23 protein-coding genes are annotated in these 26,845 nt (G+C 37.8%); 12 read left to right on the top strand and 11 right to left on the bottom strand.

What is annotated here, in order from left to right; translation table 11 throughout:
- Positions 1-91: 91 nt before the first annotated feature.
- Positions 92-928 (bottom strand): LytR/AlgR family response regulator transcription factor, encoded by an 837-nt coding sequence (locus GM418_RS27985; RefSeq protein ID WP_158871160.1) that lies wholly within the window; start codon positions 926-928, stop codon positions 92-94.
- Between the two features lie 523 nt (positions 929-1,451).
- On the opposite strand from GM418_RS27985, the gene GM418_RS27980 reads away from it, so the two are divergent.
- From GM418_RS27980 to GM418_RS27955, 6 genes are all read left to right on the top strand, one after another.
- Positions 1,452-2,771 carry an aspartate kinase gene (locus GM418_RS27980; RefSeq protein ID WP_158871158.1) on the top strand — a complete coding sequence of 440 codons (1,320 nt, stop codon included), beginning with the start codon at positions 1,452-1,454 and terminating at the stop codon, positions 2,769-2,771.
- 30 nt (positions 2,772-2,801) lie between these two features.
- Positions 2,802-4,106, top strand: a complete 1,305-nt coding sequence (locus GM418_RS27975) for an O-acetylhomoserine aminocarboxypropyltransferase/cysteine synthase family protein (RefSeq protein WP_158871156.1) — start codon at positions 2,802-2,804, stop codon at positions 4,104-4,106.
- A 145-nt stretch (positions 4,107-4,251) separates the two neighbouring features.
- Positions 4,252-5,169 carry a homoserine O-acetyltransferase MetA gene (gene metA, locus GM418_RS27970; RefSeq protein ID WP_158871154.1) on the top strand — a complete coding sequence of 306 codons (918 nt, stop codon included), beginning with the start codon at positions 4,252-4,254 and terminating at the stop codon, positions 5,167-5,169.
- An 83-nt stretch (positions 5,170-5,252) separates the two neighbouring features.
- Positions 5,253-5,900: an isoprenoid biosynthesis glyoxalase ElbB gene (elbB, locus tag GM418_RS27965; protein ID WP_158871152.1), complete on the top strand. Its 648-nt coding sequence runs from the start codon at positions 5,253-5,255 to the stop codon at positions 5,898-5,900.
- Positions 5,901-5,918: 18 nt separating this feature from the next.
- Complete coding sequence (locus tag GM418_RS27960; RefSeq protein WP_158871150.1) at positions 5,919-6,605, top strand: TatD family hydrolase; 687 nt, start codon at positions 5,919-5,921, stop codon at positions 6,603-6,605.
- Positions 6,606-6,616: 11 nt separating this feature from the next.
- Complete coding sequence (locus GM418_RS27955; RefSeq protein ID WP_158871148.1) at positions 6,617-7,327, top strand: tRNA threonylcarbamoyladenosine dehydratase; 711 nt, start codon at positions 6,617-6,619, stop codon at positions 7,325-7,327.
- Between the two features lie 97 nt (positions 7,328-7,424).
- On the opposite strand, the gene GM418_RS27950 is transcribed toward GM418_RS27955, so the two are convergent.
- Together GM418_RS27950 and GM418_RS27945 are read right to left on the bottom strand one after the other, a co-directional pair.
- Positions 7,425-9,119, bottom strand: a complete 1,695-nt coding sequence (locus tag GM418_RS27950) for a hypothetical protein (RefSeq protein ID WP_158871146.1) — start codon at positions 9,117-9,119, stop codon at positions 7,425-7,427.
- A gap of 17 nt (positions 9,120-9,136) precedes the next feature.
- Complete coding sequence (locus GM418_RS27945) at positions 9,137-10,042, bottom strand: hypothetical protein (RefSeq protein WP_158871144.1); 906 nt, start codon at positions 10,040-10,042, stop codon at positions 9,137-9,139.
- A gap of 437 nt (positions 10,043-10,479) precedes the next feature.
- On the opposite strand from GM418_RS27945, the gene GM418_RS27940 reads away from it, so the two are divergent.
- Together GM418_RS27940 and GM418_RS27935 are read left to right on the top strand one after the other, a co-directional pair.
- The gene (locus GM418_RS27940; protein WP_158871142.1) at positions 10,480-10,788 is read left to right on the top strand and encodes an RNA recognition motif domain-containing protein; all 309 of its coding nucleotides are present in this window, start codon (positions 10,480-10,482) and stop codon (positions 10,786-10,788) included.
- 53 nt (positions 10,789-10,841) lie between these two features.
- Complete coding sequence (locus GM418_RS27935) at positions 10,842-10,988, top strand: cold-shock protein (RefSeq protein WP_343033408.1); 147 nt, start codon at positions 10,842-10,844, stop codon at positions 10,986-10,988.
- Between the two features lie 64 nt (positions 10,989-11,052).
- Here the strand turns inward: GM418_RS27935 and GM418_RS27930 are convergent, their stop codons facing one another.
- Positions 11,053-11,949 (bottom strand): sialate O-acetylesterase, encoded by an 897-nt coding sequence (locus GM418_RS27930; RefSeq protein ID WP_158871138.1) that lies wholly within the window; start codon positions 11,947-11,949, stop codon positions 11,053-11,055.
- Between the two features lie 11 nt (positions 11,950-11,960).
- Positions 11,961-13,550 (bottom strand): beta-N-acetylhexosaminidase, encoded by a 1,590-nt coding sequence (locus tag GM418_RS27925; RefSeq protein ID WP_158871136.1) that lies wholly within the window; start codon positions 13,548-13,550, stop codon positions 11,961-11,963.
- Positions 13,551-13,658: 108 nt separating this feature from the next.
- Between GM418_RS27925 and GM418_RS27920 the strand changes: the two genes are divergently transcribed.
- The 3 genes from GM418_RS27920 (at position 13,659) to GM418_RS27910 (ending at position 17,067) form a co-directional block, all read left to right on the top strand.
- Positions 13,659-14,321 (top strand): B3/B4 domain-containing protein, encoded by a 663-nt coding sequence (locus GM418_RS27920; protein WP_158871134.1) that lies wholly within the window; start codon positions 13,659-13,661, stop codon positions 14,319-14,321.
- The gene (locus GM418_RS27915; RefSeq protein ID WP_158871132.1) at positions 14,321-14,875 is read left to right on the top strand and encodes a 1-acyl-sn-glycerol-3-phosphate acyltransferase; all 555 of its coding nucleotides are present in this window, start codon (positions 14,321-14,323) and stop codon (positions 14,873-14,875) included. Before GM418_RS27920 ends, GM418_RS27915 begins: the two co-directional genes overlap by 1 nt.
- Before the next feature lie 134 nt (positions 14,876-15,009).
- The gene (locus GM418_RS27910) at positions 15,010-17,067 is read left to right on the top strand and encodes a tetratricopeptide repeat-containing sensor histidine kinase (RefSeq protein WP_158871130.1); all 2,058 of its coding nucleotides are present in this window, start codon (positions 15,010-15,012) and stop codon (positions 17,065-17,067) included.
- 225 nt (positions 17,068-17,292) lie between these two features.
- On the opposite strand, the gene GM418_RS27905 is transcribed toward GM418_RS27910, so the two are convergent.
- Positions 17,293-18,885, bottom strand: a complete 1,593-nt coding sequence (locus GM418_RS27905; protein WP_158871128.1) for an arylsulfatase — start codon at positions 18,883-18,885, stop codon at positions 17,293-17,295.
- Between the two features lie 189 nt (positions 18,886-19,074).
- On the opposite strand from GM418_RS27905, the gene GM418_RS27900 reads away from it, so the two are divergent.
- Positions 19,075-21,540 (top strand): TonB-dependent receptor, encoded by a 2,466-nt coding sequence (locus GM418_RS27900; protein WP_158871126.1) that lies wholly within the window; start codon positions 19,075-19,077, stop codon positions 21,538-21,540.
- Between the two features lie 77 nt (positions 21,541-21,617).
- On the opposite strand, the gene creD is transcribed toward GM418_RS27900, so the two are convergent.
- The 5 genes from creD to GM418_RS27875 form a co-directional block, all read right to left on the bottom strand.
- Positions 21,618-22,943 carry a cell envelope integrity protein CreD gene (creD, locus tag GM418_RS27895; RefSeq protein WP_158871124.1) on the bottom strand — a complete coding sequence of 442 codons (1,326 nt, stop codon included), beginning with the start codon at positions 22,941-22,943 and terminating at the stop codon, positions 21,618-21,620.
- Between the two features lie 61 nt (positions 22,944-23,004).
- The gene (locus tag GM418_RS27890) at positions 23,005-23,301 is read right to left on the bottom strand and encodes a winged helix-turn-helix domain-containing protein (RefSeq protein WP_217447615.1); all 297 of its coding nucleotides are present in this window, start codon (positions 23,299-23,301) and stop codon (positions 23,005-23,007) included.
- Between the two features lie 4 nt (positions 23,302-23,305).
- Positions 23,306-23,923 carry a hypothetical protein gene (locus GM418_RS27885; protein ID WP_217447614.1) on the bottom strand — a complete coding sequence of 206 codons (618 nt, stop codon included), beginning with the start codon at positions 23,921-23,923 and terminating at the stop codon, positions 23,306-23,308.
- A 189-nt stretch (positions 23,924-24,112) separates the two neighbouring features.
- Complete coding sequence (locus GM418_RS27880) at positions 24,113-25,672, bottom strand: PKD domain-containing protein (protein WP_158871120.1); 1,560 nt, start codon at positions 25,670-25,672, stop codon at positions 24,113-24,115.
- Between the two features lie 36 nt (positions 25,673-25,708).
- Positions 25,709-26,842: an aminotransferase class I/II-fold pyridoxal phosphate-dependent enzyme gene (locus GM418_RS27875; RefSeq protein ID WP_158871118.1), complete on the bottom strand. Its 1,134-nt coding sequence runs from the start codon at positions 26,840-26,842 to the stop codon at positions 25,709-25,711.
- Positions 26,843-26,845: the final 3 nt, after the last annotated feature.

The raw sequence follows: 26,845 nt of genomic DNA, 5'->3' as shown, positions 1-26,845 counted from the left end.
TGAAATTTTTAATTGAACATGTTCAAATTTGAGTTGAAAAAGAGAGAGTACAAAAAAAATGGGCTATTTCGGCGTATTTGGGGTTAAAGATCTATTTTTCCGGGAGATATTCAGAAAAATGTGGGATAAATTTTCCGGATACGGGGATGATTTTTTCGATATGTGCGAGTTTTACAGATAGTTTTTTCCCTTCGTTTTGAATCATTTCAATTTTTTCCCGGTTTATCATAAACGATCGGTGGCATCTGACTATCGTAGAATCTTCAAACATATTTTCAAGGTTTTTTAAGGTATTTCTTAAAAGCTTCCGTTGGACTTTGTTTTCAGCAGAATAATAAACTGAAACATAATTGTCGGTTGATTCTATGTATAATACATCCGACTGCCTGACAGAAAATTTTACCTTGTTCCGCTCGTCTTTAAAACCAAGTAATTGCGAATTTGAAGGACGGGATATTTTTTGTTGAAGCGTTTTTATTTCTGTGCGGTGTTTTTGGTAATAGATGATCAGAATTGAAAATGAGTACGGAAGACAAATACCAAGTACAGTATACTTTAGCGAAAAAATAAAGTCGTTGATAAAATTTCCCAGGGGATTGCCATAAAGAAAAATATAAACCAGGCTTATTATTACGATTTCAATCACAAACCACAGTATAAAACTTTTGATTTGAAACGTGTTTTGCCGGAAAATTTTACGAAGAGGAAACTGGGTGAAAAGATAAACAAGAGCCACCACAACACCATAACTCGAAAGACGCAGGAAGCTGATAATCCGGGAGTCGGAATACCAGCGGTTTATGTTAAAAGGTTCAAAAATATTCAGAAACAGAATGCTAAATATGAGGATGGTTACAATAAGAAAATACCTGTCATATTTTTTATCGAGAAGCGTAAATTCTTTATTTAACAGCGTTTGCAGTTTCACGTTTTACAGTCAATTTTTTCAAAAGTAATGTATAAATTATTTTTCGCCATAAATATCAATGATATAAATTAAGCAGGAAGATCTAGAACTAAAGCAACTTTGCTTTGGTACGCTATCTTCGTTTGCAGAATCTTCTTTGGCTACGGTTATAATTTTCAATTGAAATGGTTAAAATTATTTTACCTGGAGCAACTTATTCAAACACCCCCTAATTTTAAAATTGGGACTTATAGAGCAGGCTAATTATCCATATATTAATTCTATCTAAACTGATTCTAAATAAATTTGGTGTTTCAAAAAATCGATTTATATTTGCCTCAAACAAATCGACAGGAAAATGAATATGATGTTAGAAAATAACAATTTCGTTAAAACTTTGAAGAGAGGTTTTTGCGGATTCATTATGTCGTCGTTTTCTATGTGTATGCGCTAGCCTTCATTCGGTGGCAGAACAGAACATTGACTGAAGGCATATTTATTCTGAGCGTTTTAAATCAATTATTAATTTTTTAAAATTTTTATCATGTCGAATCGCGTTATTCGGTTGGGTGGTAGTAATATAGGTGATATACAATCTGTAAATAACTTGTCTGCTTATCTTGGTCGTTCAGGAGGAGTAAAACTGGTTGTTGTTTCTGCAATTCCTGAGTTACTGCAGTTTGTGAGAGGAAACATTGAAAGTGTTTTTACCCGGGAGTTGGATACCTCCGGCATAATCACTTATCTAAATCAGGTATATTCTTCGCGTCTGAATTCAGAACCGTCTGCCGGATATAAAAACCTTTCGGAGCAATTGCTTAGTCTTTTGAAAGGGATTGCTTTGATTGGCGACTACTCAAGAGCGTTAAAAGATCAGGTAATTAGTTATGCAGAAAAATTGTCGGTGGAGATTCTCCAAAACCAATGGAAAGAAGTTAAAGTCGTTTATCCCGAAGAAATAGCGTTGTTAACTTCACCTGATTTTGGAAATGCAACTTTTATTTCTGTCGATAGACCATTCTTTCTTAATTTGCAGGATGGAGTATATGTAATTCCCGGTTCTTACGGAATAACTGAAAATGGTAAAACTGCAAGAACAGGCAAAACTGCCGCAGATTACACAGCAGCATTTTTAACTGCCTATTTGGGTGTTGAAAAGCTGGAGTTATGGAGTTTGGACAATGATTTTCAGAAAGCCGATCCGAATATTGTGCCGAACCCGCCTAAAATTGGCCGGTTGACATACTCTGAAGCCAGTGAACTGGCTTATTTTCAACATTATTCTTTTCATCCGCGTACTGTTGAACCGTTGGAAGATTTGCGTATTCCCATTTATGTCTTGAATTCTTCTTCCGACGAAGCTTGGGTGGAAACAAAAATTAATACAGAAACCTTTGTTGATGATAAAATAGTAAAGAGTGTGGCTTGTACCGATGATATTTCTCTGCTAAAACTTGATGGTCCCGGTGTAGGATTAAAACCCGGGATTCTGGCAAAAGTTACCACCTGCCTGAATGAAGCAGGTATTAATATCAAATCGGTGATTACCTCTCAAATTTCAATCAATTTAATACTGGAAAGAAAAACCGGGGAAAAAGCCCTTTCGCTGATTGAACATCTTGGTTTTAATTCTGTTCAGGAAACTACCCTGGTAAAAGATGTTTCATTGATTGGGATAATAGGGCACGGCATGCAGCAGAATTACGGAGTTTCAGCCCGGATTTTTAATGCGGTGGCTCAACATAAAATAAATGTGGTTTTAAGCGGATCGGGTGCTTCCGATTTGGTAAGCTACCTGGTAGTAAAAAGCTCAGACAAAGAAAAAAGTGTGCGTGAGATTTATAACGCATTTTTTACAAAATAAGTTTCTTCAACTCAAAAAAAACGATAAATTATGACAGCAAAAAAATTTAATTTTGAAACCCTGCAACTTCATGCAGGTCACGAACCAGACCAGACAACAAATTCGCGGGCGGTTCCTATTTACCAAACATCGTCGTATGTTTTTAACGATGCCGATCATGCAGCCAACTTATTTGCGCTAAAAGAATTCGGGAACATTTACACCCGGATTATGAATCCAACTTCTGATGTATTTGAACAGCGTATAGCTGCTTTGGAAGGAGGAGCAGCAGCTCTGGCGGTGGCATCCGGTCACGCAGCACAGTTTTTGGCGCTTTCAACTATTTTAAACATTGGCGATAATATTGTCTCATCACCTTATTTATATGGCGGGTCGTACAACCAGTTTAATGTTTCGCTTCGGCGTCTCGGAATCGATGCGCGATTTGCTGAGGATTTGAATGTTGAATCTTTTGAAAGATTAATCGATGAAAAAACAAAAGTCATTTATCTTGAATCGATTGGAAATCCTGGATTTAATATTCCCGATTTTGAAGCTTTCGGCGCGTTGGCAAAAAAATACGATATTCCGTTTATCGTGGATAATACATTTGCAGGCGCGGGATATTTGGTAAAACCGATTGAGTATGGGGCGAATATCGTGGTGGAGTCGGCTACAAAATGGATTGGAGGCCATGGAACCAGCATTGGCGGAGTAATCGTTGACGCCGGGACCTACAACTGGGGAAATGGCAAATTTCCCGGATTTACAGAACCCTCAGCAAGTTATCATGGTTTAAAGTTTTGGGATATTTTTAATTTCGATGGCCCGTTTGGAAATATCGCTTTTGCGATTAAAGCCCGCGTTGAAGGGTTACGCGATTTTGGCCCGGCCATTAGTCCGTTTAATTCTTTCCTGTTGCTACAGGGCCTGGAAACACTGTCGTTACGCATGGATCGCCATGTTGAAAATACTTTGGCGCTGGCCAAATGGTTGCAAAGTCATCCGAAAGTGGAAAGTGTAAATTATCCGGGACTGGAAGGAAATCATTCATATGATAATGCAAAAAAATATCTTCCCAAAGGCGCAGGTGGTGTGTTGTCGTTTAATGTAAAAGGCGACAAGGAAACAGCCAATCAGGTAGTGAATAATTTGGAATTGGTGAGTCACCTCGCAAATGTTGGCGATGCCAAAACTTTAATTATTCAGCCGGCTGCAACAACACACCAGCAGCTGCCTGAAGATGCACAAATAGCAGCAGGAGTTTATCCAACTCAGTTGCGTGTAAGCGTTGGTTTGGAACATATTGATGATATAATTGCCGATTTTGAACAGGCATTGAACAAAGTGGGCTAGAGATCCCCTCCAACCTCCCCGAATGGGAGGAATTATAACAGACCGAGTTATTTGTTGGATATTTTAGATCTTAATAATTTTAATCGCTTTCTTTAATTTCTCCCCCTTTGGGGGGAGATTTAGAGGGAGCTAAATTTTAAATAAAATGCCATTAAACATTCCGGATAGATTACCGGCCGTAAAAATTTTAGAAGAGGAAAATATTTTTGTGATGGATGAATCGCGTGCGTCGCATCAGGATATTCGTCCGCTGCGAATTATTATTCTTAATTTGATGCCTTTAAAAATTACAACCGAAACCGATTTGTTAAGACTATTGTCAAATTCTCCTCTGCAAATTGAAATCGATTTTTTGAAGATAAAAGGACATCGACCTAAAAATACGCCTTCTTCTCACATGGAAGCGTTTTACAAAAATTTTGATGCGTTAAATGGCAACAAATATGATGGAATGATCATTACCGGTGCTCCAGTAGAACAGCTTCCGTTTGAAGAAGTTACCTATTGGGACGAGATGAAACAGATTCTGGATTGGGCGGAACATAATGTAACGTCCACTTTGTTTATATGCTGGGCTGCTCAGGCGGGGTTGTACCACTATTACGGAGTTCCCAAATACCCTCTTGATAAAAAGATGTTTGGCGTATTTAAACATCGCCATGTTGACGATAAATTGCCCATTTTTAGAGGATTTGATGATGTTTTTTCGATTCCGCATTCCCGTCATACAGAAATTCGCGCGGAGGACATAAAAAAAGTGGATGAATTGCAGGTTGTCGCCTACTCAGAGGAAGCAGGTGTAACCATTGTGAAAGCAAAAAATGGCCGGCAGCTTTTTATCACAGGACACGCAGAATATTCGCGCCACACTCTGGATGGAGAATATCACAGGGATAAAGCCAAAAATCTTCCGATTGAAATTCCGAAAAATTATTACCCCAATAACAATCCCGATGAAAAACCTATCATGAGTTGGCAATCTACCGCAAACCTGTTTTTTTCCAATTGGCTGAATTATTACGTATACCAGGAAACACCGTATAACCTGGAGGAAATTCAATAAAAATTAATACAGTTGTATCCGGCTATTTTTTAATAATTCGCTATTTAAGCTTAATTTTGGATAAGAAATAAAAGTAATCGGATATGAAGAAAATAGCAGTAGTTTTAGCCGGAAACGGTGTTTTTGACGGAGCAGAAATTCACGAAGCAACATTAACTTTACTGGCCATTGCAAAAAGTGGTGCTGCATATCAGTGTTTTGCACCCGATATCAAGCAGGCACATGTTGTAAATCACATCACCGGAGAAGAAATGCCTGAGATTAGAAATGTGATGGTTGAGGCAGCACGTATTGCGCGTGGAAATATAAAATCCCTGACAGAATACAATGCTGCAGAATATGACGCTATTGTGTTTCCAGGAGGATTTGGAGCAGCAAAAAATCTTTGCACTTTTGCTTTCGACGGAACAGACCTTACGGTAATTCCGGAAGCTGAAAAGGCTATTAAAGATACGGTTGCTGCCGGTAAACCAATTGGTGCGCTTTGTATAGCGCCTGTTCTGGTAACCAAGGTACTGGGTGATGTTAAAGTTACCATTGGAGAAGATGAGGGGACTTTTAAAGCAATCGAACAAATTGGAGGCACGCATGTAAAAACCACACACGGTGAAATTGTTGTTGATGAGAGATATAAAGTTGTAACAACACCATGTTATATGCTTGATGCATCTATCGTCCAGATTGCCGAAGGTGCGGAAAATGTAGTGAAACAAATAATGAAGATGTTATAGATTTATTTTGAAAATATAATGAATCCGATACCTTATGTTGATATTCACACACATTTGTTCAGGCCTGAAAAAGAAACAATAACAGTTCAGAATATTTTTCCGGGCGAGGGATTTGCTGCTTTTTCAGGAAGAAATTTTTATTCAGTCGGACTTCACCCGTGGCACATAAAAACTCCGGAAGAAAATAATCAACTGCTTGTGCAGGTTGAGGAGGCGCTTGAATTTGATCACGTCATTTTTGTTGGTGAAACAGGATTGGATAGAAGATCAGAAACAAATTTTGAAGAGCAAAAAAGGGTTTTTGAAGCACAGGCTTTTATGGCCGAAGAATATCAAAAGCCGCTGATTATTCATTGTGTAAAAGCATATAATGAAGTTTTGGAGATTCATAAAAAGATGGAACCCGGGATGACATGGATTTTTCATGGTTATAACGGAAGCGTCCAAATGACTCAGCAACTGGCAAAACAGAATTTCTTTTTTTCATTTGGTGAATTTCTTTTTTTGCCGGGAACAAAGGCCATTGAATCTTTTAGAATTCTTCCGTTAAACAAAATATTTTTTGAAACCGATGAGTATGACGGAGAGGTCGAATATATGTACAAACAAGGCGCCAGATTAAAAAAAATTCCTGAAGAAGAAATTACGATGGCCGTTTGGGATAATTTTAACCGAATTGAAAATAAATTAATGAGCCGGTTTTAGTTTAACATTTTATGGATTGGTTGGAAAGAACAGAGTTACTTTTTGGCAAGGAGAAGCTTCATGTGTTGAAGAATTCAAATGTTTTGGTTGTGGGATTGGGAGGAGTAGGAGCCTATGCAGCAGAAGAGCTTTGCAGAGCAGGGATAGGTAAAATGACTATTGTTGACGGAGATGTGGTTGAGGCGTCAAACAGAAACAGACAATTGCCTGCTTTAATAAGTACAACGGGCCTGCCTAAAGCTGAAATACTTGCGGAGCGTTTTAGAGATATAAATCCGGATATTAAATTAAAAGTGGTAAACGATTTTATCCGGGAGGAAAAAACCACTGAGCTTCTAAAAAGTGAATCCTTTGACTATGTTGTTGATGCAATTGATACACTTTCTCCTAAAGTTTTTCTGATTTATAATGCTATTCAACTTGGGTTGAATGTTGTTAGTTCCATGGGAGCGGGGGGGAAAACTGACCCGCAAAAAGTACAGGTTGCTGACATTTCAAAATCATACAACTGTAAATTAGCGCGTATGCTCCGAAAACGGCTTTCAAAACTTGGAATAAAAAAAGGAGTGAAGGTTGTATTCTCTCCTGAAGATATTTCTGAGAAAGCAGTGAGATTGGAAGACGGGCAAAATAAAAAATCAACAGTTGGAACAATTTCATATATGCCGCCGGTATTTGGTTGTTTTATCAGTAGTGTTGTTATTCTGGATTTAATCAAATAATTACCAGGGCTTTCCGCAGGTTTTTCCTTATGACATCCGCTTAATTTAGGGGAGATGCCACACAATTGTATGACAGAGGAGGAAGAATAAAAACTTTTTAGTTGATTTCAATTCGTTCTATTGTCCACATATCGGGTAACTCATAATCATCCGCCGGATATTTCCTGATTATCCATAATTCTTCGCCGTTGGGAGAAGGAAACAACTTTAAAGTCTCAACCCACCACGTATTTCCCGCAGGATAAAAGTCGGGTGGAGCAGGAGATGCCTCATAGGTTTTTTGTATTGTGTAGTTTTGGTCGTTGAGTTGTTTAATATATGTTGTACTTCTGTAATACCCTTCCTCATACGCGATAAATAGTTTTCCGGCAGAACTTTGATGAACCATATCATTTATTTTCAATCCATCTCCAATATTAAATTCCCCTGCAACAGGCGGGGAGTTCATTATCCATGCCTGACCGGGGACATACTCCGGAATCTGATAAACGTTCTGACTTCCTGTAAATAGACGTTCTCCGTTTTCTGACAGCCAGAAACCATTCAGGCTCGACCAGTATTCATTTAATGAATCTACTGCTTCATTTGTGATATCAAACACAAATAATCCGTCAGGACTCCAACCTTTTCGTGTTGAAAGTATTAAATCCTTTCCCGGAACTTTTTTTAGCGTTGAAAGTCCGTTGTTTGAACCGATGGATCTTTTTGTTAAGCCATTTTGGAGGTTGAGGGTGTAAAGAAATGTTGTATAGTCGGTCCAGGCCAAAAAGTAAAGACTGTTTTCAGAGCCAAATTCAATTTGGTTTGGCACGGCGTTTAGAGAGTAATTCATTAGCAATGTGTGACTTTGGGTTTCAAATGTAGAAACGGAAGCATCGGAAAATCCCACCGCCACTGTTTGTTCGTCTTCCGATAAAGCCAGACATCTGGGAATCTTATTCAATTTGACAGTATCTGCATCCGAAGAGTCGGCTTTGAAAAAAAGTAAATTATTAGGCTCGCGGGTTAAAACGATAACCTGATTGAGACTTTTACTAAACCCGGCATCTAAATATTCCCCGCTTAAGTAACCTCCGTAATATCCTGTTTCCTGGATTGTAAAGTTAAAATTGATGGTAAAATTTTGTTCGCTCGCATTACTTTGTATTTCAACTTGTCCGGAATATTCGCCGGGGTCAAAGCCCGAGGGATCAATTGAATAATCCCATATCCCGTATTCGTGCGAGTTTAGCACTCCTTCTGTAACATCGAGTTGCAGGCACTCGGGTTTGTTAACCACCTGCCAAATTAAAATTCCATGCCCGCTGTTAACTAGCTGGTATTGTCCTTTAAATGTATAATCGGCAGTTATTTCTGAGGGAGTATCGTTTATTTCAGGTTCGCCAACATTGGCTAGTACAACAGTATTTTCAACAAGGCCAACATTCTCCACATCAAATATCAACGGAAAAGTATATAAACCCAGATCGACATACATTTCCTGTTTGTTTACCGTAAAATGAAAATTTACTCTGGAATTACCGTTTAGCACACCCTCTTTTGGTGAGATATCCAACCAAATGGGAAACTGAAACAATTTCCATTCACCCGGGCCCGCAGATTGCATGTCAAATTCGTATTCAAATGAACCGATATCGCTCATTACAACAATCGAATCACCTTCAATATAATTTGAGGGCATTTGAGTATCCAAAAAGTCGTTGCTGCAGGAAACAACCGCAAACGATAAAACTGAAAAAAGAACAAGATTCCTTAATGCAGATATATTTTTTTTTGCGTAAAATGTTTTCATAGTTCAAGTTCTTATACCTATAAATAGAATTTTAGTCCCACTCCCAGATCAATTCTGGAAAGGCCTTCTCTTTGTTCTTTTTCAAGGTCATATTCGTTTGTGCTGTGGCCGTTATCAACTTTTATTCTGGAAACCGTTGATTGGAAGAAGCCTGCATTTACTGCAACAGCAACATTTCTTTTTAGAAAATATTCAAAACCTACTTCTGTATTTCCTCCAAATGCTTTGCCTGTTATTAAGCTTGGCGAGTAAAGGGTTATGTTTTCCTGTCTGAAAAAGGTAATTCCCATTGAAACCTGATAATATATTTTATATCTGGGATTCAACCATTCCTGATAATACAAAGACAAACCTGTATAGTTGGTATAAACATCGTCGTTTAAATCGCCGTAAAGAAGCGTGTAGCTATCATGAGGATTAAAAGTACCGGTAATTTTCCCTGACGAGTGATGAATCTGGTAGTCGATTCCGAGACCAAACTTTTCCCAGAACATATAATGAATCTGTCCGGATGCTTTTAAACCTGTTTTAATTTGACGAAAATAGGAATCTACTTCATTCGAAGGAAGTCCTTGATCTTCATAGTTTTGTTTTGATTCTTTTGTGCTTGCAATTCGGTGTCCGACACCACCTTCAATCGAAAAACGCCATTTACCATTTTGGTATTCATTTATGATTTGATTTGATTCCGGCGCTTGGGTTTCACGAATCGTCCAGGTTTTTATTTCACTTTTCTGGATTCTTTTCCCTGAGCTTAGACCATTGGTGTTTTCAGCATAAAAAATAGCCTTTGCGGTAACACGGGTTATTTTACAATTGATTGTGTCATTCGAATTTGTGATGATTTTATCCTGTGCTTTTGCCCCTCTCAGGGTAAAGAAAACGCATAAAAGAGTTAGTGTAACTATCCTGGTTTTTGACATTGAATTGTTTTTTTTGACTAGCGTGTAAACGTAGCAAATTAATTGGTTTGAAAATGAGAGGTACCAGGGAAAAATAGATAATCTACAACATATTTAAATTCTGTTTTAATGATGTGTTTTCGACTGAATTTAAAGATTTTTTGACATTCAGTTTGTAAAATGCTTTTTTAAGTTACCTTTGTAATGTTACTTTTAAGATGATTTTAATTGTTAGTTTAATTTAATTATCTAAAATTTAGCAAGTTGGTCTTTTTTTTATTGATTTTTAAACAATCTGGACACAGTATTCCTCTCTTGTTTTCTCCACGGCTTTTATTCGTAATTTATAATTTCTCCAATTTTATTTTCCGGTAAATCCAAGTAGTAAAAATGTTAGTTTGACTTACTGTGTGCACGAAATAGAAAAAAGAAATTATTAATTTTTTAAAAAATAACAAATGAACATTTATGTTGGAAATCTTCCGTTTAATTTGGGTGAGGAAGATTTGAGAAAAATTTTTGAAGAGTATGGCGAGGTTTCTTCTGCAAAAATTATCACTGATAAATTTACAGGAAGAGGTAAAGGTTTTGGTTTTGTTGAAATGGATAGCGATGACGAAGCCAATACAGCCATAGAAGAATTAAACAACGCTGAGGTAGGTGGAAGAAACATTAAAGTTAATGAATCTAAACCACGTCCTAGCTATGGTAACGACCGCAGAGGCGGCGGTGGCGGTGGATACAACCGCAGCAGAAACCGTTACTAATTTGTATGACTGGTACTGTAAAGTGGTACGATTCCACTAAAGGCTTCGGTTTTATCCAATCCGAAGATAATAAGGATTACTTTGTACATCGTACAGGGATTTTGGATAGCTTTCTAAGTCTTGAACCTGATATGAAAGTTGAGTTTGAGATTAAAGAAAGTGATCGTGGGCCGGTGGCCTTCAATGTTAAAGAAATTTAGGTAAAAGCTATAAGAAAAGGGATTCTGATTTGTCAGAATCCCTTTTTTATAAATAGTCATTATACTAATTTTCCAGCAACTCACTCATTTTTATTGCACATTGTTTCCCAAAATCAATATACCCCTCGGTATTATAATGCCATTTATCGGAGTAACCATAATTGTCGGTTGAGACCACCAATGCAGCATTTGAATCCTGGTTTACAAACCTGGCTTGCTGCCAGCGAAGAATATTTCCATAATCCCAAACCTTCCCATCCGTATCATTTCCCGAGTCAGAAATTCTCCCGATAACAACGGGGAGATCATCCTTTAGAAAGGCTGCCCGCATTAAGTCGATAAGCCTTTTTAAATTGGCCTGGTAGTTTTCTGCAATTTTTTTTTCATGGGCGTCACTTTCTCCCTGCATCCATACTATTCCGGCCGGGATAAGTTCGTCACGCTCTCCGTCTCCGTCAATATCATCTACTGAATATGCGTTTAAAACTGTTGCCAGAAAATGGTCGAATTGATTTATCCCGTTTGTCTTTGTATAATCAGGATCCCAGCAGCCAAAGTCTTCTGCAGCATCAATATGTATCGATGTCCCTCCTTTGCTGTATTTAATTAAGGCGATGTTTTCTCCGGGGAGCATTTTTTTTAATTCGCTTGCAAAGGTAAGTTCAATTCCAAACCGTTCAGAGAGTTGGTTTCCGTGAAAATCTGATTTGTGACCAACACCGTGTCCGGGTTTTAAAATTTCCCAAACACCTCTGCCGTCCACTATGTCTCCGTCACTTGCCGTATTTCCATGAAAAATGTATACGCCTTCAACGGGTTTGTTTAACTCACCGGGCAATTCATTTACATACCCGTAACCATCCATGTTTGATTGCCCACCGAGATAGAAAACTTTGTACTTTTTGGCTTGAAGCGTGCCAAGACCAAAAAGAATAAACAGAATTGTTAATTTGTTTTTCATAATTTTTTAGTCTATTTATTATGGTTTCTGTAATTGATGCCAAGTTTATCCAGCCTTTTATATTCGCTGTTTAGTCGGTCTTCAAAATTTTCAAAGTCCTTTAGTTCTTTTTTTGTCCATGCTACTTCGGCCTGTGCTTCCAAACGGGGGAGTAACATATATTCTGCAAGTTTCGTGCTTGGAATATACTCCGTCCAAAGGTTGGTTTGAACGCCTAAAATAAATTTAGCCTCTTCAGCAGATAATTCTTCCGGAATCGGTTCATAGCTATATACTTTTTCAACCGGAAGAAATCCGCCTATTGCTAAAGGTTCGTTTTTCTTGTCTTCTGATTGATAATAGTCAATGTACATATGGGTTGTCGGGCTCATTACTACCTCATGATGTTGTTTTGCTGCTTCAATTCCTCCTTTTATTCCACGCCAGCTCATCACAGTTGCCTGAGGCGCAAGACCACCTTCCAGAATTTCATCCCAACCAATTAACCTGCGACCTTTGGATGTAAGATAATGATCCATTTGTGTTATAAACCAACTTTGAAGTTCATGTTCATTTTCCAGACCTTCATCTTTTATTCTTTTTTGGCAATCAGGACATTTTTCCCAGGCCTCTTTAGGACACTCATCGCCTCCTATGTGAATGAATTCCGACGGGAAAATATCTAAGATTTCGTCGAGAACATCTTTTAAAAAAGCAAATGTTTCGTCTTTCCCGGCACAATAAACATCTTTATGTACGCCCCATGTCCCCTGTACTTTGTATGGTCCTCCGGTGCATCCAAGATTTGGATATGCTGCCAGGGCTGCGCTGGAGTGTCCCGGCATTTCAATTTCCGGAACAACGGTTATATATCTTTCCGCTGCATATCTTACAATTTCTCTGGCCTGATCCTGGGTGTAAAATCCGCCATATCCCACTCCGTCGTATTTATTGGAGCGGCCAGCATGACCAATAATGGTTGAATCGCGCCAATGAGAAATTTCAGTTAATAGCGGATACTTTTTTATTTCAATTCGCCATCCCTGGTCTTCAGTTAAATGCCAATGAAAGGTGTTGATTTTATACATCGCCAGAATATCAATGTATTTTTTTAAGAAACTCACCGGGAAAAAATGTCTCCCCACATCCAGCATATTCCCGCGCCAGGCAAACCGCGGCTGGTCTTTTATGTCAACCGAAGGAATTGTAAGTTGGCCTTTTTTAGCCTCAAGTGGAAGCATTTGTTTTAGTGTTTGCAAACCGTAAAAAAGCCCGTTTGGAGCCGATGCAGTAATGATAACAGAACTGGAGTTTACTTTTAAAAGGTATCCTTCTTTGCCCAGTTGTAGCTGGCTGATAATTTTGAACTGAACCGGTCTTTCTGTTGAATTTTCATCAAGCTTAAAACCATACATAGTGTGGAGATAATCATTAAAGAAGCCTGCAATTGCTGTCATCTCAGAGTTGTTTTTATCGTACCGAAGACCGACATTACTGTCCAAAATAAAGCTACCCTCCCTTATTGATACTTCTGCAGGTTTGGGAATTACAGAAATATTCTGGGCTGAAATGTTCATAACAAAGAATAAAATTGATATGAACAAACAATGTTTTCTTTTCATTTTGTATAGTTTTGATGAATTTTGAAAAGCTAAATTAATATCTTCTGATAAAAAAATAAAAAGCTGAAAAATGGTTTTAAATAATTTTTAATTTGATTTGGTTCGAAGATGAAGGAGATTAGCATTTCGCCGGAGTTGAGAGAAAAAGTTACCGGTATCCGGCTTTCCTGTATAGAATGTGACGTGCAAGTCGGGGAAAAGAACAGAATTCTCTGGGAGAAGATTGAAAATAAAATAGTAGAATTAGCTAGCTTGCTGGAGCTTGAAAACATCAGCAAAATTGAGGCAATAGCTGATTCCAGAAAAGCCTACAAAATGTGTGGGAAAGATCCGGCTCGTTACCGGCTTTCAGCAGAAGCTCTGTTACGCCGGGTTGTAAAACGAAAAGAGTTGTATCAGATAAACAATGTTGTTGATTTGTTAAACCTTGTTTCTATTTCAACTGGTTTTTCCATTGGTGGATACGATGCTGAAAAGATTAACGGGGGCGCTATGTTTGGAATTGGAAAGAGGGATGAACCCTATGAAGGAATCGGGCGTGGTGAATTAAATATCGAATTTATGCCGGTTTTCAGAGATGATACCGGTGCTTTTGGCACACCCACAAGTGATTCGGTGAGAACTTCTGTGTCGTTAAATACAAAACGATTCTTAATGATTGTTATCGACTATGGAGCTTCTGAAAAATTGGATGAAGCTACAAAAATGGCTGTTGAGCTTCTTAAAACTTTTGCCGGGGCAGCCCGATTTGAAATAAAAACCATTGTTTGATGCTAAAAAGAATCTGTAAAATCTTAATGCGCATCGGTGGCTGGAAAGGAAAAAACTTTGTTCCACCTCAAAAAAAATGCATTATCGTAGGAGCGCCGCATACCAGTGCCTGGGATTTTGTTTGGGCGTGGATTTACTATACATCAATAGGGGGGAAGATAAGCTTTCTGATAAAAAAGGAATTTTTCTTTTGGCCTGTTGGTTTTTTTGTTCGAAAAATGGGAGGAATCCCAATTGACAGATCAAAGGGAGCGAATGTTATAAGGCAGTCTGTTAAATTGTTTGAAGAGCGCGGGAATTTACATTTGGCTATCACTCCCGAAGGGACGAGAAAAAGAACGAAAAACTGGAAAGCTGGTTTTTATGCGATTGCAAAACAGGCGAATGTCCCTGTTTATCTTTCGAGTTTTGATTGGGGACGAAAATACATGACACCGGGCGATTTGTTTGAACTGAGTGATGATTACCGGGAAGATATAAAAAGAATGAAGGACTATTACCAAAAAAAAGGTATCAAAGGAAAATATCCTGATCAATTTACTACTGATTATTAATACATTTTGATCGGTATTTTTGAATATAACCATAGGCAAAAAACGGATTATAACGACCCCCGGCATATATTTTTTGTTTTTTTAATGTTATTATATATTCTTTGACGATATTTGGTTTGTGGTGCGGAATTGTTATGGATAAGATTAAATTTGTTTTCGCTTTCGTTTTAACTTCCCTTTTTTATAACATTGTTTTTGGTCAGAATTTGCCGGAAAATATTGAAAGGCAAACGGATGGAATGTCTGTTCTCGAAAAAGTTCAGTATTTAGGTGATTTGTGCTGGGAGTTAAATGAGAAGTCAAATGACGAAGCAATTCGTTATGGACAGTACGCTCTTCATATTGCGGATAGCCTTCATTTCTACAATGAAGTTGCCAGAATTAGCAATTATCTCGGTGTTGCTATGTTGTACTATCAATACGATATAAAAAAAGCATGGATATATTTTCGGCAGGCGCTGGATTACGGAATTATGTCGAATGATTCAAGTACAACAGCATATGCCTATGACAATATAGGTTATATGTATTATTTACACCGAAACCTTTCAAGCGCAATGGAATATGCACGGGAAGCTTTAGGGATTTTCGAATCCCTCGGGGAGCAAAGAGGTATGGCATATGTTAATACGACTGTTGGTTTGATTTTAAATGAACAGGGAAAGCATCAGGAGGCGCTTGACTATTTTGATATTGCACTTAAAAAGCATCTGGCTACGGAAAACCTCGCCGGGCAGGCAGCCGTTTATTTTTGCAGTGGAAATGCATATCTCGATTTAAATAATTATGAAGCTGCTCAGAAAGAGTTTGAAACACAGATTAAAGTAGCAACAAAGGCTGAAAATGATAAATATATAGCTGAAGGTTTAAAAGGCGTTGCCGATGTATTCTTTTATAAGCAAAGTTACCCGGAAGCGCTTGAAAAACTCAATGCCGCATTGGATTTAAACAAGGAAAAGAATGATTATTTTGGTTTAATTGAAAGCCGGATACAAAAAGCACTTGTTTTAGGAAAACTCGGAAAAATGGAGGAAGGAGAAAAACAATTAAATCTGGCATATGATGTTGCGAGAGAATTGGGCTTACCTCCCAAAATATTTGATATTTATAATGCCTGTTCAGAGTTTTACAGTTATCCTGGCTATTCAGGAAGTCCTAAAGATATATACGAGAACCTTTTTGTTGTTTACGATTCACTTTATGGAGAATATGAGCGCGAAAAGTTGTTAAATGATGAACAACGAATAGAAATAGCCCGCGACCTTGAACAAGTCAAAACTGAATTGAACCTTCAGCAGAGAGAAAGAATATTCTTTTACGTTGTTATGTTTTTATTGGCCTGTGTCGGCTTTATTCTGTATTGGAGATATCATACAACCAAAAAGCTAACCTACAAGCTTGAAAGATCAAATAGCAAACTAAACAAAGAAATCAGGAAAAAGAATGAAGCTTTAGTTGCATTAAAAATATCTGAAAAGGGCTTGTTGGAAAGTAACCAAACCAAATCACGTTTTTTTTCCATAATTGCTCATGATTTAAGGGGACCTTTTAATTCAATTCTTGGGTTTGTCGATCTTTTAAAAAAAGAGCTTCATTCTGCCGATGAAGGAGTGAGGGAAGAATATGTTAAGTATTTGGATGAGAGTACTCGACAGGTATACAGTTTATTAGAGAATCTTTTGTTCTGGGCTGGTACACAGACTCAAAAAATTAAATTTTCTCCTGAAAGAATTTTAGTGGAAAAAGTAGTCAATGAGAGTATTTCATTGTATAAGGAATCAGCTAAAGAGAAAGAAATTGAGATTACAATAAATGTCGATTCAAATAAAAAGATTTATGCTGATTTAAATATGTTTAAAACAGTAGTCCGAAATTTAATTTCTAATGCCATAAAATATACCCGACAAAATGGCCGGATTACGATAGCTACCTTTTTTGAAAAGAGGGAAAACAGGAACGTATTTCTATTTTCAATTATCGACGACGGGCTTGGTATTTCTCCTGGAAGGCTTCGAAAACTATTTAGTTATGAGTTAGTTAAGTCTATTGCCGGCACAAAAGAAGAAAAGGGTACCGGACTTGGTTTAATGCTATGTAAAGATCTGATCAAAATACATGGCGGGGAAATATGGGCTGAAAGTGAATTAAACAAAGGAAGTCGTTTTACTTTTTTTATTCCTGTTGAATTTTAATCAAATAATTCTCCGAGGCTTTGCCTCGGGCTTACCTTATATTCTCCCCTGAAATCAGGGGAGATGTCATCCGCCATCTGGTGGATGACAGAGGGGTGAAAAAAAGAAAATCTGACTTTTCAGCATTGTTGCTGAAAATAAAGTTGGCGAAATACTCCTTGGCTCTGCCACGGGGATAGTAAACTTTAAGGATTTTCTTTATTCAGACCTGTATTTTTTAAGTTACTATTTTGCACTTGCTTTTAGCTCCGCCTCCCTGGCCTGGTAATTATCCCTTAATTGGTTTACCTTTTCCGGTAATGATCCGGCAAGATCATTCATCTCTGTTGGATCTTGTTTTATATTGTATAATTCCCAGTCGTTACCATTCAATTTTACAATTTTCCAATCCTTTTCACGATACATTTTAAAACGGTCAGTCCATCCGGAGATATAAAAATCCGGTTCTGCTTTTTCTTTTCCGGAAAGAATGGGGATAAGCGATGTTCCGTGAAAAGGTTGCGGACTTATCTCGCCTAACTTATCCGGGAAACTAATACCCGCTGCGTCAAGTAAAGTTGGTGCAACATCTACAATATGGCCGGTTTGATGCGTAATGGTCCCTGCTTTAATATTTTTTGGCCAGCGCATAATAAAGTGAGTATGCGCGCCGCCTTCATGCCCATATTGTTTGAAATACTTAAAAGGCGTATTTCCGGCATTTGCCCAAGCGGCACAAAGCGTACGAAATCCTTCGGCAACTCCGGGAGGGTAATCAAAATCCCGATTGCTGTCGTATGGACAGGAGCCATTGTCGGAGAGATAAATAACAATGGTATTTTCAGCTATTCCTTTTTCATCGAGGTAGCTTAAAACACGCCCGATATTTTGATCCATCCTGTCAACCATAGCTGCAAAAACAGCCATCTCTAAATCCAGTTCATCTTTTTCTTTATCGTTCAATGAATCCCATGGGCGGTACATTGGAATTTTAGCCCTTCGTTCTTCATCTCCGGACGGATGACCTCTGAACTTGTTGATATTGGAACTGGGTGGACTAAGTCTGGTATTTTCAGAAATCAAGCCTGCTTTTTTTAAACTTTCAAATCTTTCCAGCCTTACTTTATCCCATCCTGATTTGTACGTGCCTCGGTATTTTGAAATATCTTCTGGTCTCGCCTGAAGCGGGTAGTGGGCGGCACCGTAACCTAAAAACAGAAAAAATGGTTTTTCTTCAGTTACCGGTTTTTCTAACCATCGAAGGGCGTTATCCGTTAAAACATCTGTTTTAAAAAATGGTTTTTTTTCATAGTAAATCTGGTCGTAAGTTACCGTATCTCCGTTCAAAATAAACGGATTCACAAAATCTCCTGAAGGAGGGACAAAAAATTCACTCATAGCCCGGAAAGTTAACGACTGATCAAAAACATTTTTTGCAAAAACGTGTTCCGGCGCCCAGTTCATCCAGTGTTCTTTTCCCGAATGAATAACATAATATCCCTCATTTTTCAGAATCTGAGCAAAGTTTACGGAGTTTTTTCCTCCTTCATATAATCCGGAAAACAAGGAAGAACGCGAAGGTTCACATTTCGACATATTGTAAAAATTTGCAAAACGGATTCCTTCACTAGCCAGTCGATCGAGATTTGGCGTTTTTATTTCGGAACCAAAGGGGCCAATGTCAGAGTAGCCGATATCATCGCCCAATATGAGAATGATATTTGGTTGTGAATTCAAAAGCTTTTCGTCATTTGTTTTTATTTTCAGGGAAGAAGCTAAAAAGAAAATGCCGGCAATAGCGACGGCAATTATTACAACGTAAATCCAGGTTTTTTTCATTAGATATAATTTATCTTATAAAAATACGAAATCATTTATTTTCAGATGGAAAATCAGCGATCAATTGAAGAATTATTGTTGAACATTTTAAACTTTGACATTGTTTCAACAACAAATTCGATAATAAACATTGGTTTTTTGGGAATGACAAATAATGTCCAGAACTAAATCCGGTTAAAATAAAAAAAAATGAGACAAGTACTATTGTTGCTGTTTAGCCTGTTGGCGATGAATTCCTTTGCTCAAAATGCGAGTATATCGGGAAAGATTGTTGATGAGATTGACCAACAGCCCCTGGAATATGCAAGTGTTGCAATTTATAATGTCAGCGATTCTTCGCTGGTTAACGGAGGAATTACCAGTCAGGACGGAAATTTTAAAATTGAAAATTTAAGTTCCGGCCGGTATTATATCCAGGCTCATTTTTTAGGATACGAAAGTGCTGTAATTGATTCATTCAATCTGCAGGTAAACGAAAATTTGTTGTTGGGTACAATAAGACTTGCACCATCGCGTCAGTTGGTTGATGAGATAAATGTGACAGGGAATCGTATAAATGCAATGAACAGAGTTGACAAGCAAACTTACCGGGCAGCGCAATTTGAATCAGCTAAGGGAGGTTCAGCGGTTGACGTTTTAAAGAATATGCCATCAATTGCTGTGAACGGTCAGGGAGAAATTTCAGTTAGAGGTTCAAGCGGATTTTTAGTATTAATCGATGGCAAACCGGTTCTTTCTGATGCGCAAACAGCCCTCGGACAGTTGCCCGCAAATGCTGTCGATAATATTGAATTGATAACCTCTCCATCAGCAAAATACGATCCGGACGGCAAAGCCGGGATTATAAATATTACCACAAAAAAAGGAACAACCAACGGTTCGGGCTTAATTGTAAATGCACACTATGGTTTACCAAGCACAACAGATTTTGGGAACAAGCGAACTTCAGAACGTTTTGGAGGGGATATAACTTATAATTATCAAAACAATAAATGGGATATTTCAATTGGAGGAAATTATACGCGAAACGATTTAAATGGATACCGGGTAGGAAGCGTCTGGATTGAGAATATTGAAAACAATACTATAAATTATTTTCCATCGGAAGGAGAACGAAGCTTTAACAGATACAATTATGCCGGACGCGCAAATATTCAGTTTTCCGCTAATAACAGGAATATTTTTACGTTGGGAGTTTTTGCCGGGAAAAGGTACCAGGAGCGTGACGCAGATTTATTTTACAATAACTCGCAAAGGCTCATTGCCCAGAATACCCAAACCTATGCAGTTCAGTATTACAATGCAAACAAACAAATAAAACAAGGAACTTTTACCTTGGGAAACTTTGATTATACTCACATTTTTGGAAATAACTCATCAGTAACAGCTTCTTTTTTATACGAATACGATGATCTGTACGGAACGACACACAACCGGAACTTTACCGGGCCGGGAGGTGAAAATATTCAATATGTCCAGAATCCTTACGAAAAACCGATAGAAGGATACCGGGCAAAACTGGATTACTCTGTTGAAATTGGAAACGGAAAATTGGAAACCGGTTACCAGTATAGAAATGATTCTCAGGATGGTGTATTTGATTATATAGTCACTCCGGAAGATATTAACCAGCCTGATTTGGACCGCTTTCGCGGAACCGCTATTTCGGAAAATTTGATTCATTCAGGTTATGGGCAGTTTTCAGCAAATACAGAAAAGGTTGAATATATTGTTGGATTGCGGTATGAATATTCAAAAAGAACAGTTGACTTGTCGGTTGACCCTAATGTTCATGTATTGGAGCTTTCAAATTTTTTCCCTTCGGCAAATCTGCTGTACAAAATTACGCCTGATTTTCAGTTAAAGGCTGGGGTTAACAGACGTATTCAACGTTCTACCAATAACCAGTTAAATCCGATTCCGGAGCGCGAACATTCTGAAACGCTTGAGATGGGAGATCCGGACTTGCAGCCTGAATTTATTTATTTGGGCGAAATTGGTATAACCAAATTGTTTGAGGGGGGCAGTTCTGTTTTTTTTACTGTTTATATACAGGATAGTAAAAATCCGGTTCAGCGGGTAAACAGCGTTTATGCCGATACCATATTAAACCGGGTTTATACCAACATTGAAAACGGCCGGTCTGTTGGAGGGGAACTGGGGGCTGATTTACATATTACAAAATGGTGGGATTTTTATGTCGGCGGTAATCTTTATTATCAGTCATATAAGGGGAGCCTGGTAATTTTGGGAGCCTCACCAATTGATATCGACAACTCCGGTTGGGTTCATTCTGTAAACGGAAATACTACGTTTCGTTTTGCACCAACATGGAGTTTACAGGCTAATGTAAATTATTTGTCGAAACGCCCGACTGCGCAGGGTGAGGATTCTCGTTATCTGATTCCCAATATGTCACTCAAAAAAGCATTTCTTGATAATCGTTTAACGGCTACTGTCCAGTGGCAAAATATTGATTTGGGAATGGAACAGTCTCACCGGCAACGTATTTCAACATGGGGAAAGGATTTTTATACGACAACAAATTATATTTATGAAACTGATTTTGTGGTATTAAATCTGAGTTACAACTTCAACTGGAAAAATGGTAAACTAAAACTTCCTTCCAGCGAGTTTGGCGAAAAAGAGTTTTAGTTTGTAAACAGAACCAGAAAGCTCAAAGGTGAATTCTAATTTTAAACAACTTCAGGCTTACTGGTCCGGAATTTAAGTTATGACTCATTATACCAGTTGATTTTCCTGGTAAAAAACATCGTTAGTCCAAGCACTGCAAACAAACCGATGCTTCCAACCAGAAGTGCATAAGTTTCCAATTGCATCAGAACAAAAATGAATCCAAAAGAGAAAGTCAGAATTAGGGTTTGTATCAGCGAATTCATCCAGGTTTTTAGGAAGGTTCTGGAATAAAATAATACCATGATTATTACTGCAACTGCTGAAATCAGGTAAGCCAGGTTAAATCCGAGCTGTTCTGAAATGGACAGTAACAAAAGATAAAAAATTAAAACAGCAAATCCCACAAGAATATACTGAAACGGATGTATTTTTTGTTTGGCAATAATTTCACTCAGAAAGAATGAGAGAAACACAAATAAAATAACCATTATGGCGTATTTTGCTGATCGTGAGCTTTTCTGATAATGGTCGGCAACAGTAACCAGTTTAACTCCAAAGTCGGCGTCGGTAACACGGTACTCGTCATTTTTCCACTGCTGTGGAAAGTTCCGGTTGAAATTCAGAATTTTCCAGCGTGCTGTAAAACCATTGTTGTCAATGTTGTGGACAGCCGGAAGAAAAGTGCCTTCAAATCCGGGATCATTCCATTTGGACAATAAAGCCACTTCGGTTGTTTCGCCCAGGGGAGCAAAATTGAGCGATTCAGAACCTTTTAGGCGAAGTGTAAATTGAAATTTCCCAGGGAGATCTTTATAAGAGAAATGGGAGAGTGGCAGCGAAATTCCATTGCTTCCAATCAAACGGTTTTCCATTCCGGGCAGAAAAGAAAAAGTGGAATCGTTCCAGTTAAAAGAAATTTTGTCGCTAATGCCTCTTAAATCGCTAATGGCAACCAGAATTTTTGCTTTTTCCCATAATACATCGTCAGCTGGGATATTTAGCTGGTCAAAATCTGTGGCATCAAAATAGCCGCCAATTTTTATTCCCGACTCGTATACAACCGTTTCATAAATACTTCTTTTTCTTTTTTCCGGGAAAATTTCGCCTCCTATATTTAGTATTTTGGGCAAAATATAACACTCGCGGATTTCGTCCCTGGTTTCTTTTCCCTCGCTGTCGAAACTTCTTTCAATATAGGGAATGGAAAGAACAGGACCTCTCACCGTTTGAGCGAGCGACCACTTTTGCATTACCTCTTTGTTTGTTACTTCGGCAGTCGTTTGGCGCTCCTGGATAAGCCCCAGAATCATAAATTTTGGTACAAGTAAAGCAATGGCAATTATTCCGATAATAAATACCTTCAATGTAATTTGCCAATTAATTGACTTTTGTTTGTCCTGAAAAAAATCTTTTGTTTCCATGTTTTTTGATAATTAATTTTTGCAAAGAACTTTGTTTTTCAAAGTACATATTTAAAAAAAATTAGAGTTGTTTTAGTATTTCTTCCAAAGCCTGTAAATGTTGTGCAAATGCATTACTTCCTGTAGTTGTTATTTTGTAGGTAGTGTTGGGTTTTCTGTTTTTGAATGTTTTGTTAACCGTGATATATCCTGTGTTTTCAAGCGACTTAAGATGGCTGGCAAGATTACCATCGGTAACCTCAAGCACTTCTTTTAAATGGTTAAACGATGCGCGCGAATTTACCGACAGGACTGACATTATGCCAAGCCGGATCTTGTTATCAAAGGCTTTATTTAAATTTTGAAAACTGTTTTTCACAATTTTAGGCTTTTGTTTGATGTTCGTATCTGAAATACATAACTGCCCCATAAATCACATGGATAATTCCAAAACCAAGTGCCCATAGTAACAGTGCAAACATAGGGAAGAGCGCCGCAAGAATCCCCAGAAATACCTGGATTAAACCAATATAAAATATTTCCTGACGTGTGAATTTGGCCGCGTTAACCAAGGCCAGGCCGTAAAAAATAAGACACGCTGGTGAAATGATTTCATAGATTCCCCGAAATACAAATATAAAAATCAGAATACCTCCGCTAATCAGGGGTATTGCAAGGTTTAACAACATGAGTCGAGAACCGGGGTTCCATATTTTTTTACCTGATTTTTTTGCCCTTTTGTATGTGAGGAAAACAACGGTAACCAAAGAAATAGCCAATACAGTTAAAGCGATAAAAATTAACTTCGGTATAAGATTACTGCTGTATATATCAAAACTTTGGGAGGTGTAAATTAATTGATATGCGACGAAAGCACCAAGCAATGCATAAATACCAATCAGAATACCGGATAAGCCGCTTAATGAAAGAAAACGACTTGATTCTTCCATCATTTTTCTGATTTCTTTTATTTCAGCCAGATAATTTTCTGTAGTTTTCATTTTAAAGTACTTTGAAATTCAAAGTAAGTGATTTCATATAAAATTTCAAAATTTATTTTTTCATTTTTGAAGATTGTATATTCAAAAAGAATCTTGAAATTTACCTGTAATAAAGGCAAAATAGCCTTTTACGCACTTTTTAAAGCGTGCAAGAATCCATATAAACCAGATAAATTTGTTTATAATTTTTTATGGTCGTTGTTTGGTAAATTTACACACCGTTGAAGTGTTCTTATTCTTTATCTCTGTGATATAAATCCCCGGTGTTAACGAGGTAATGTCTACCTGCCTTGTCGAAATATTTGTTTTGCTCAATTGAAGTTGGCCGGTCAAATTATAGATGTTTATGTCAAAAGGAACAGGAACCCCCGTAACATTAATTTTATTTAAGGCTGGAGTTGGATAGATTGTTACATCACTTATTTTTAAATCAGGAGAATTATGGACGGTGATAATATTAATCGTTTTACTGGTTGTGTCACAGGCCAGGTTTTCGTTACAAACAGTCAGGCTCACGGTATATTCGCCGTCCATTTCGTAACTATGTTCTGTTTGTACCTCCGTACTTGTATTCCCGTCACCAAAATCCCAAAAAACTGAATGGTCAGAAGTTGATTTATTGCTGGCAATAAGAGTTCTTCCATTTATCTCATAATCAAAGTCAACAGCCGGGCAAATCTGGTCGAACAAAAAATCTGTCATTTTGTGTTGAATGGTATCCCAGTATTCATTCGGTCCTTCCGGTGGAAATTCGCCGGTATCGACGCCGTAAAATTCGTGATTTTTACCTTTTACGAAATAAGTTTCATGCACAACTCCACGGTTATTCAGGGCAGTGTCTACGCAAAAACTTCCGTATGTTTCTGACATGTTAAAACTCGCTATCGGATTTTCGGGGATATTTCCTTCCAGTGGGATTCCTTTTCGAAACGGAACAATTTCATCATCTTTGCCATGGATTAAAAGCAGCGGCGTATTATTGTCCTCAATCACTTTGGTATCCAACACAGCTCCCCATAAGGAAACTGCCGCTGCAGGCATTGAGTTACTGCCTTCAATGCCAACCATGTCTAATCCTCCAAGCGAGGGGGAGGCAAACACACCTTCAGGTATTTCACTCTCGCTGTTGATATATAACGTGGATAAAGTTTGAATGCCACCGGCACTGCTCCCAATCATAAAAATTTTTGAAGAATCAATTCCAAATTCATTTGCATTATATTTCAAAAAACGGATAGCCGCCCTGCTATCCTGTACACTTCGGTAAGCAGCTCTGTATGCGTTTTCTTCGTCAACACTTAAACTTACGATTAAACCTAAAATTCTTGAAACTGTGGCTCCCATTCCAAGCCGGTAATCGATCGTTGCCGTAACAAAGCCTTTACGGGCGAATGAATCGCACATCGCAATCATATCGTCGTTGTATCTTGATCCAATTAAAAATGCCCCGCTATGCGAAAATATAATTGCCGGGCGTTTGGTAAGCGTGTCGGTTTTGGGCATAAAAATGTCCATATACAATGGTCGGGTTTCTGTTATATTTTCGCCATCATGGATGTTGTAAACAGAAAGAAAAGAAATTGGATTATTTAGCCATTCAGCGCTTGCGTATTCCACTTCTTTTAGTGTATCCACTTCTTCAAATATGGTTTTAGTATATCGGAAAGGTTGTGAAAAAGCACTAAAATACAGAAATGTGAAAAAGGAAATTAAAATAAGAATTTTGCTATTTCCAATGTATTTTTTCATCTGCGTGTTTCAAAAAGAACGAATGTAAAAAATATTTTAATTTAATCCGGTAATTTTTTGTTTCTCAAGAATAAAATTTTCCAGGTTTGCGAGTGCTTCTTTCATATTCGTTCGCGCAAATCCAATTCTGAAATAGTTTCCGGGGAACTTGTAAACAGAGGAGGGTAGAAGCATTACACTTTTTTGTTCTAGCAAATCGACACAAAACTGTTGAACGCTTAACTCGGTTTTTAGTCCGGGAAAAGCAATTGGCCCCGCTTTGGGCGGACACCATTCAAACATGGTTTTATATTTTTTGAAAAATGAATTTAATGTCTCCAGATTTTCTGCAATAATTTTGAGATTTTTTTTGAAAATTTTATCTTTATTCCGTAAAGCAATGATGGAGAGAATTTCCCCCGGGGCATTATTACAAATGGTTGTATAATCTTTAAACGATGCAATTTCTTGCATTAGTTTTTTATTTTTTGATGTAAGCCATCCGATTCGTAATCCGGGCAGAGCAAAACTTTTTGAAAGTCCGAAAAGAGAAATCGCATTTTTGTATAAATCAGAAGCGGAAGGAAGCTGGTCTTTTTGATTGTATTCCAGAAAACGGTACATCTCGTCGGAAAAAAGAAGGATGTTATTTTGTTTGCAAAGACTAATGATTTCGAGCAAATCTTCTTTTGAAATGGTTGCGCCGGTTGGATTATGCGGAAAATTGATGACAATTAACTTTGTGTTTTTCTGAATCAGCGACGCCAGCTTGGCGATGCTGAACTGCCAACCGTTTTGGTATTCGGGTGTCCACTTTGAAACTTCACAGCCAATTGAATTTGCTATTTCAAATAACGATTGGTAACCGGGGAAAGTGGAAATAACATGGTCGCCTTTTTCCAGCATACAATTCATCGCCACAAAAATTCCTTCTTCAGGAACCATCACATTAATTTCATCGGCTGAAATACTGTGATACAATTTTACGATTTCAGCCTTTAACTTAGGGTGACCGCTGGATTCGGTGTAAGCCAATTTTAAATTTTCCCACAAATAATGGGTTTCTGCATCAGCCATTTGCAGCAGTTCATGCAATGACAATGATTCGCAGTCGGAACTGCTTAATAAATATTTTGAAGTGAATTCATATTTTGCAAAATATCGTTCGAGTTCGAATGGGTTGATTTTCATTGT

It is taken from the genome of Maribellus comscasis, assembly GCF_009762775.1.
Taxonomy (GTDB): Bacteria; Bacteroidota; Bacteroidia; order Bacteroidales; family Prolixibacteraceae; genus Draconibacterium; species Draconibacterium comscasis.
The sequence above is the reverse complement of the archived record's forward strand: the minus strand, read 5'-3'. Positions and strand labels throughout refer to the sequence as shown.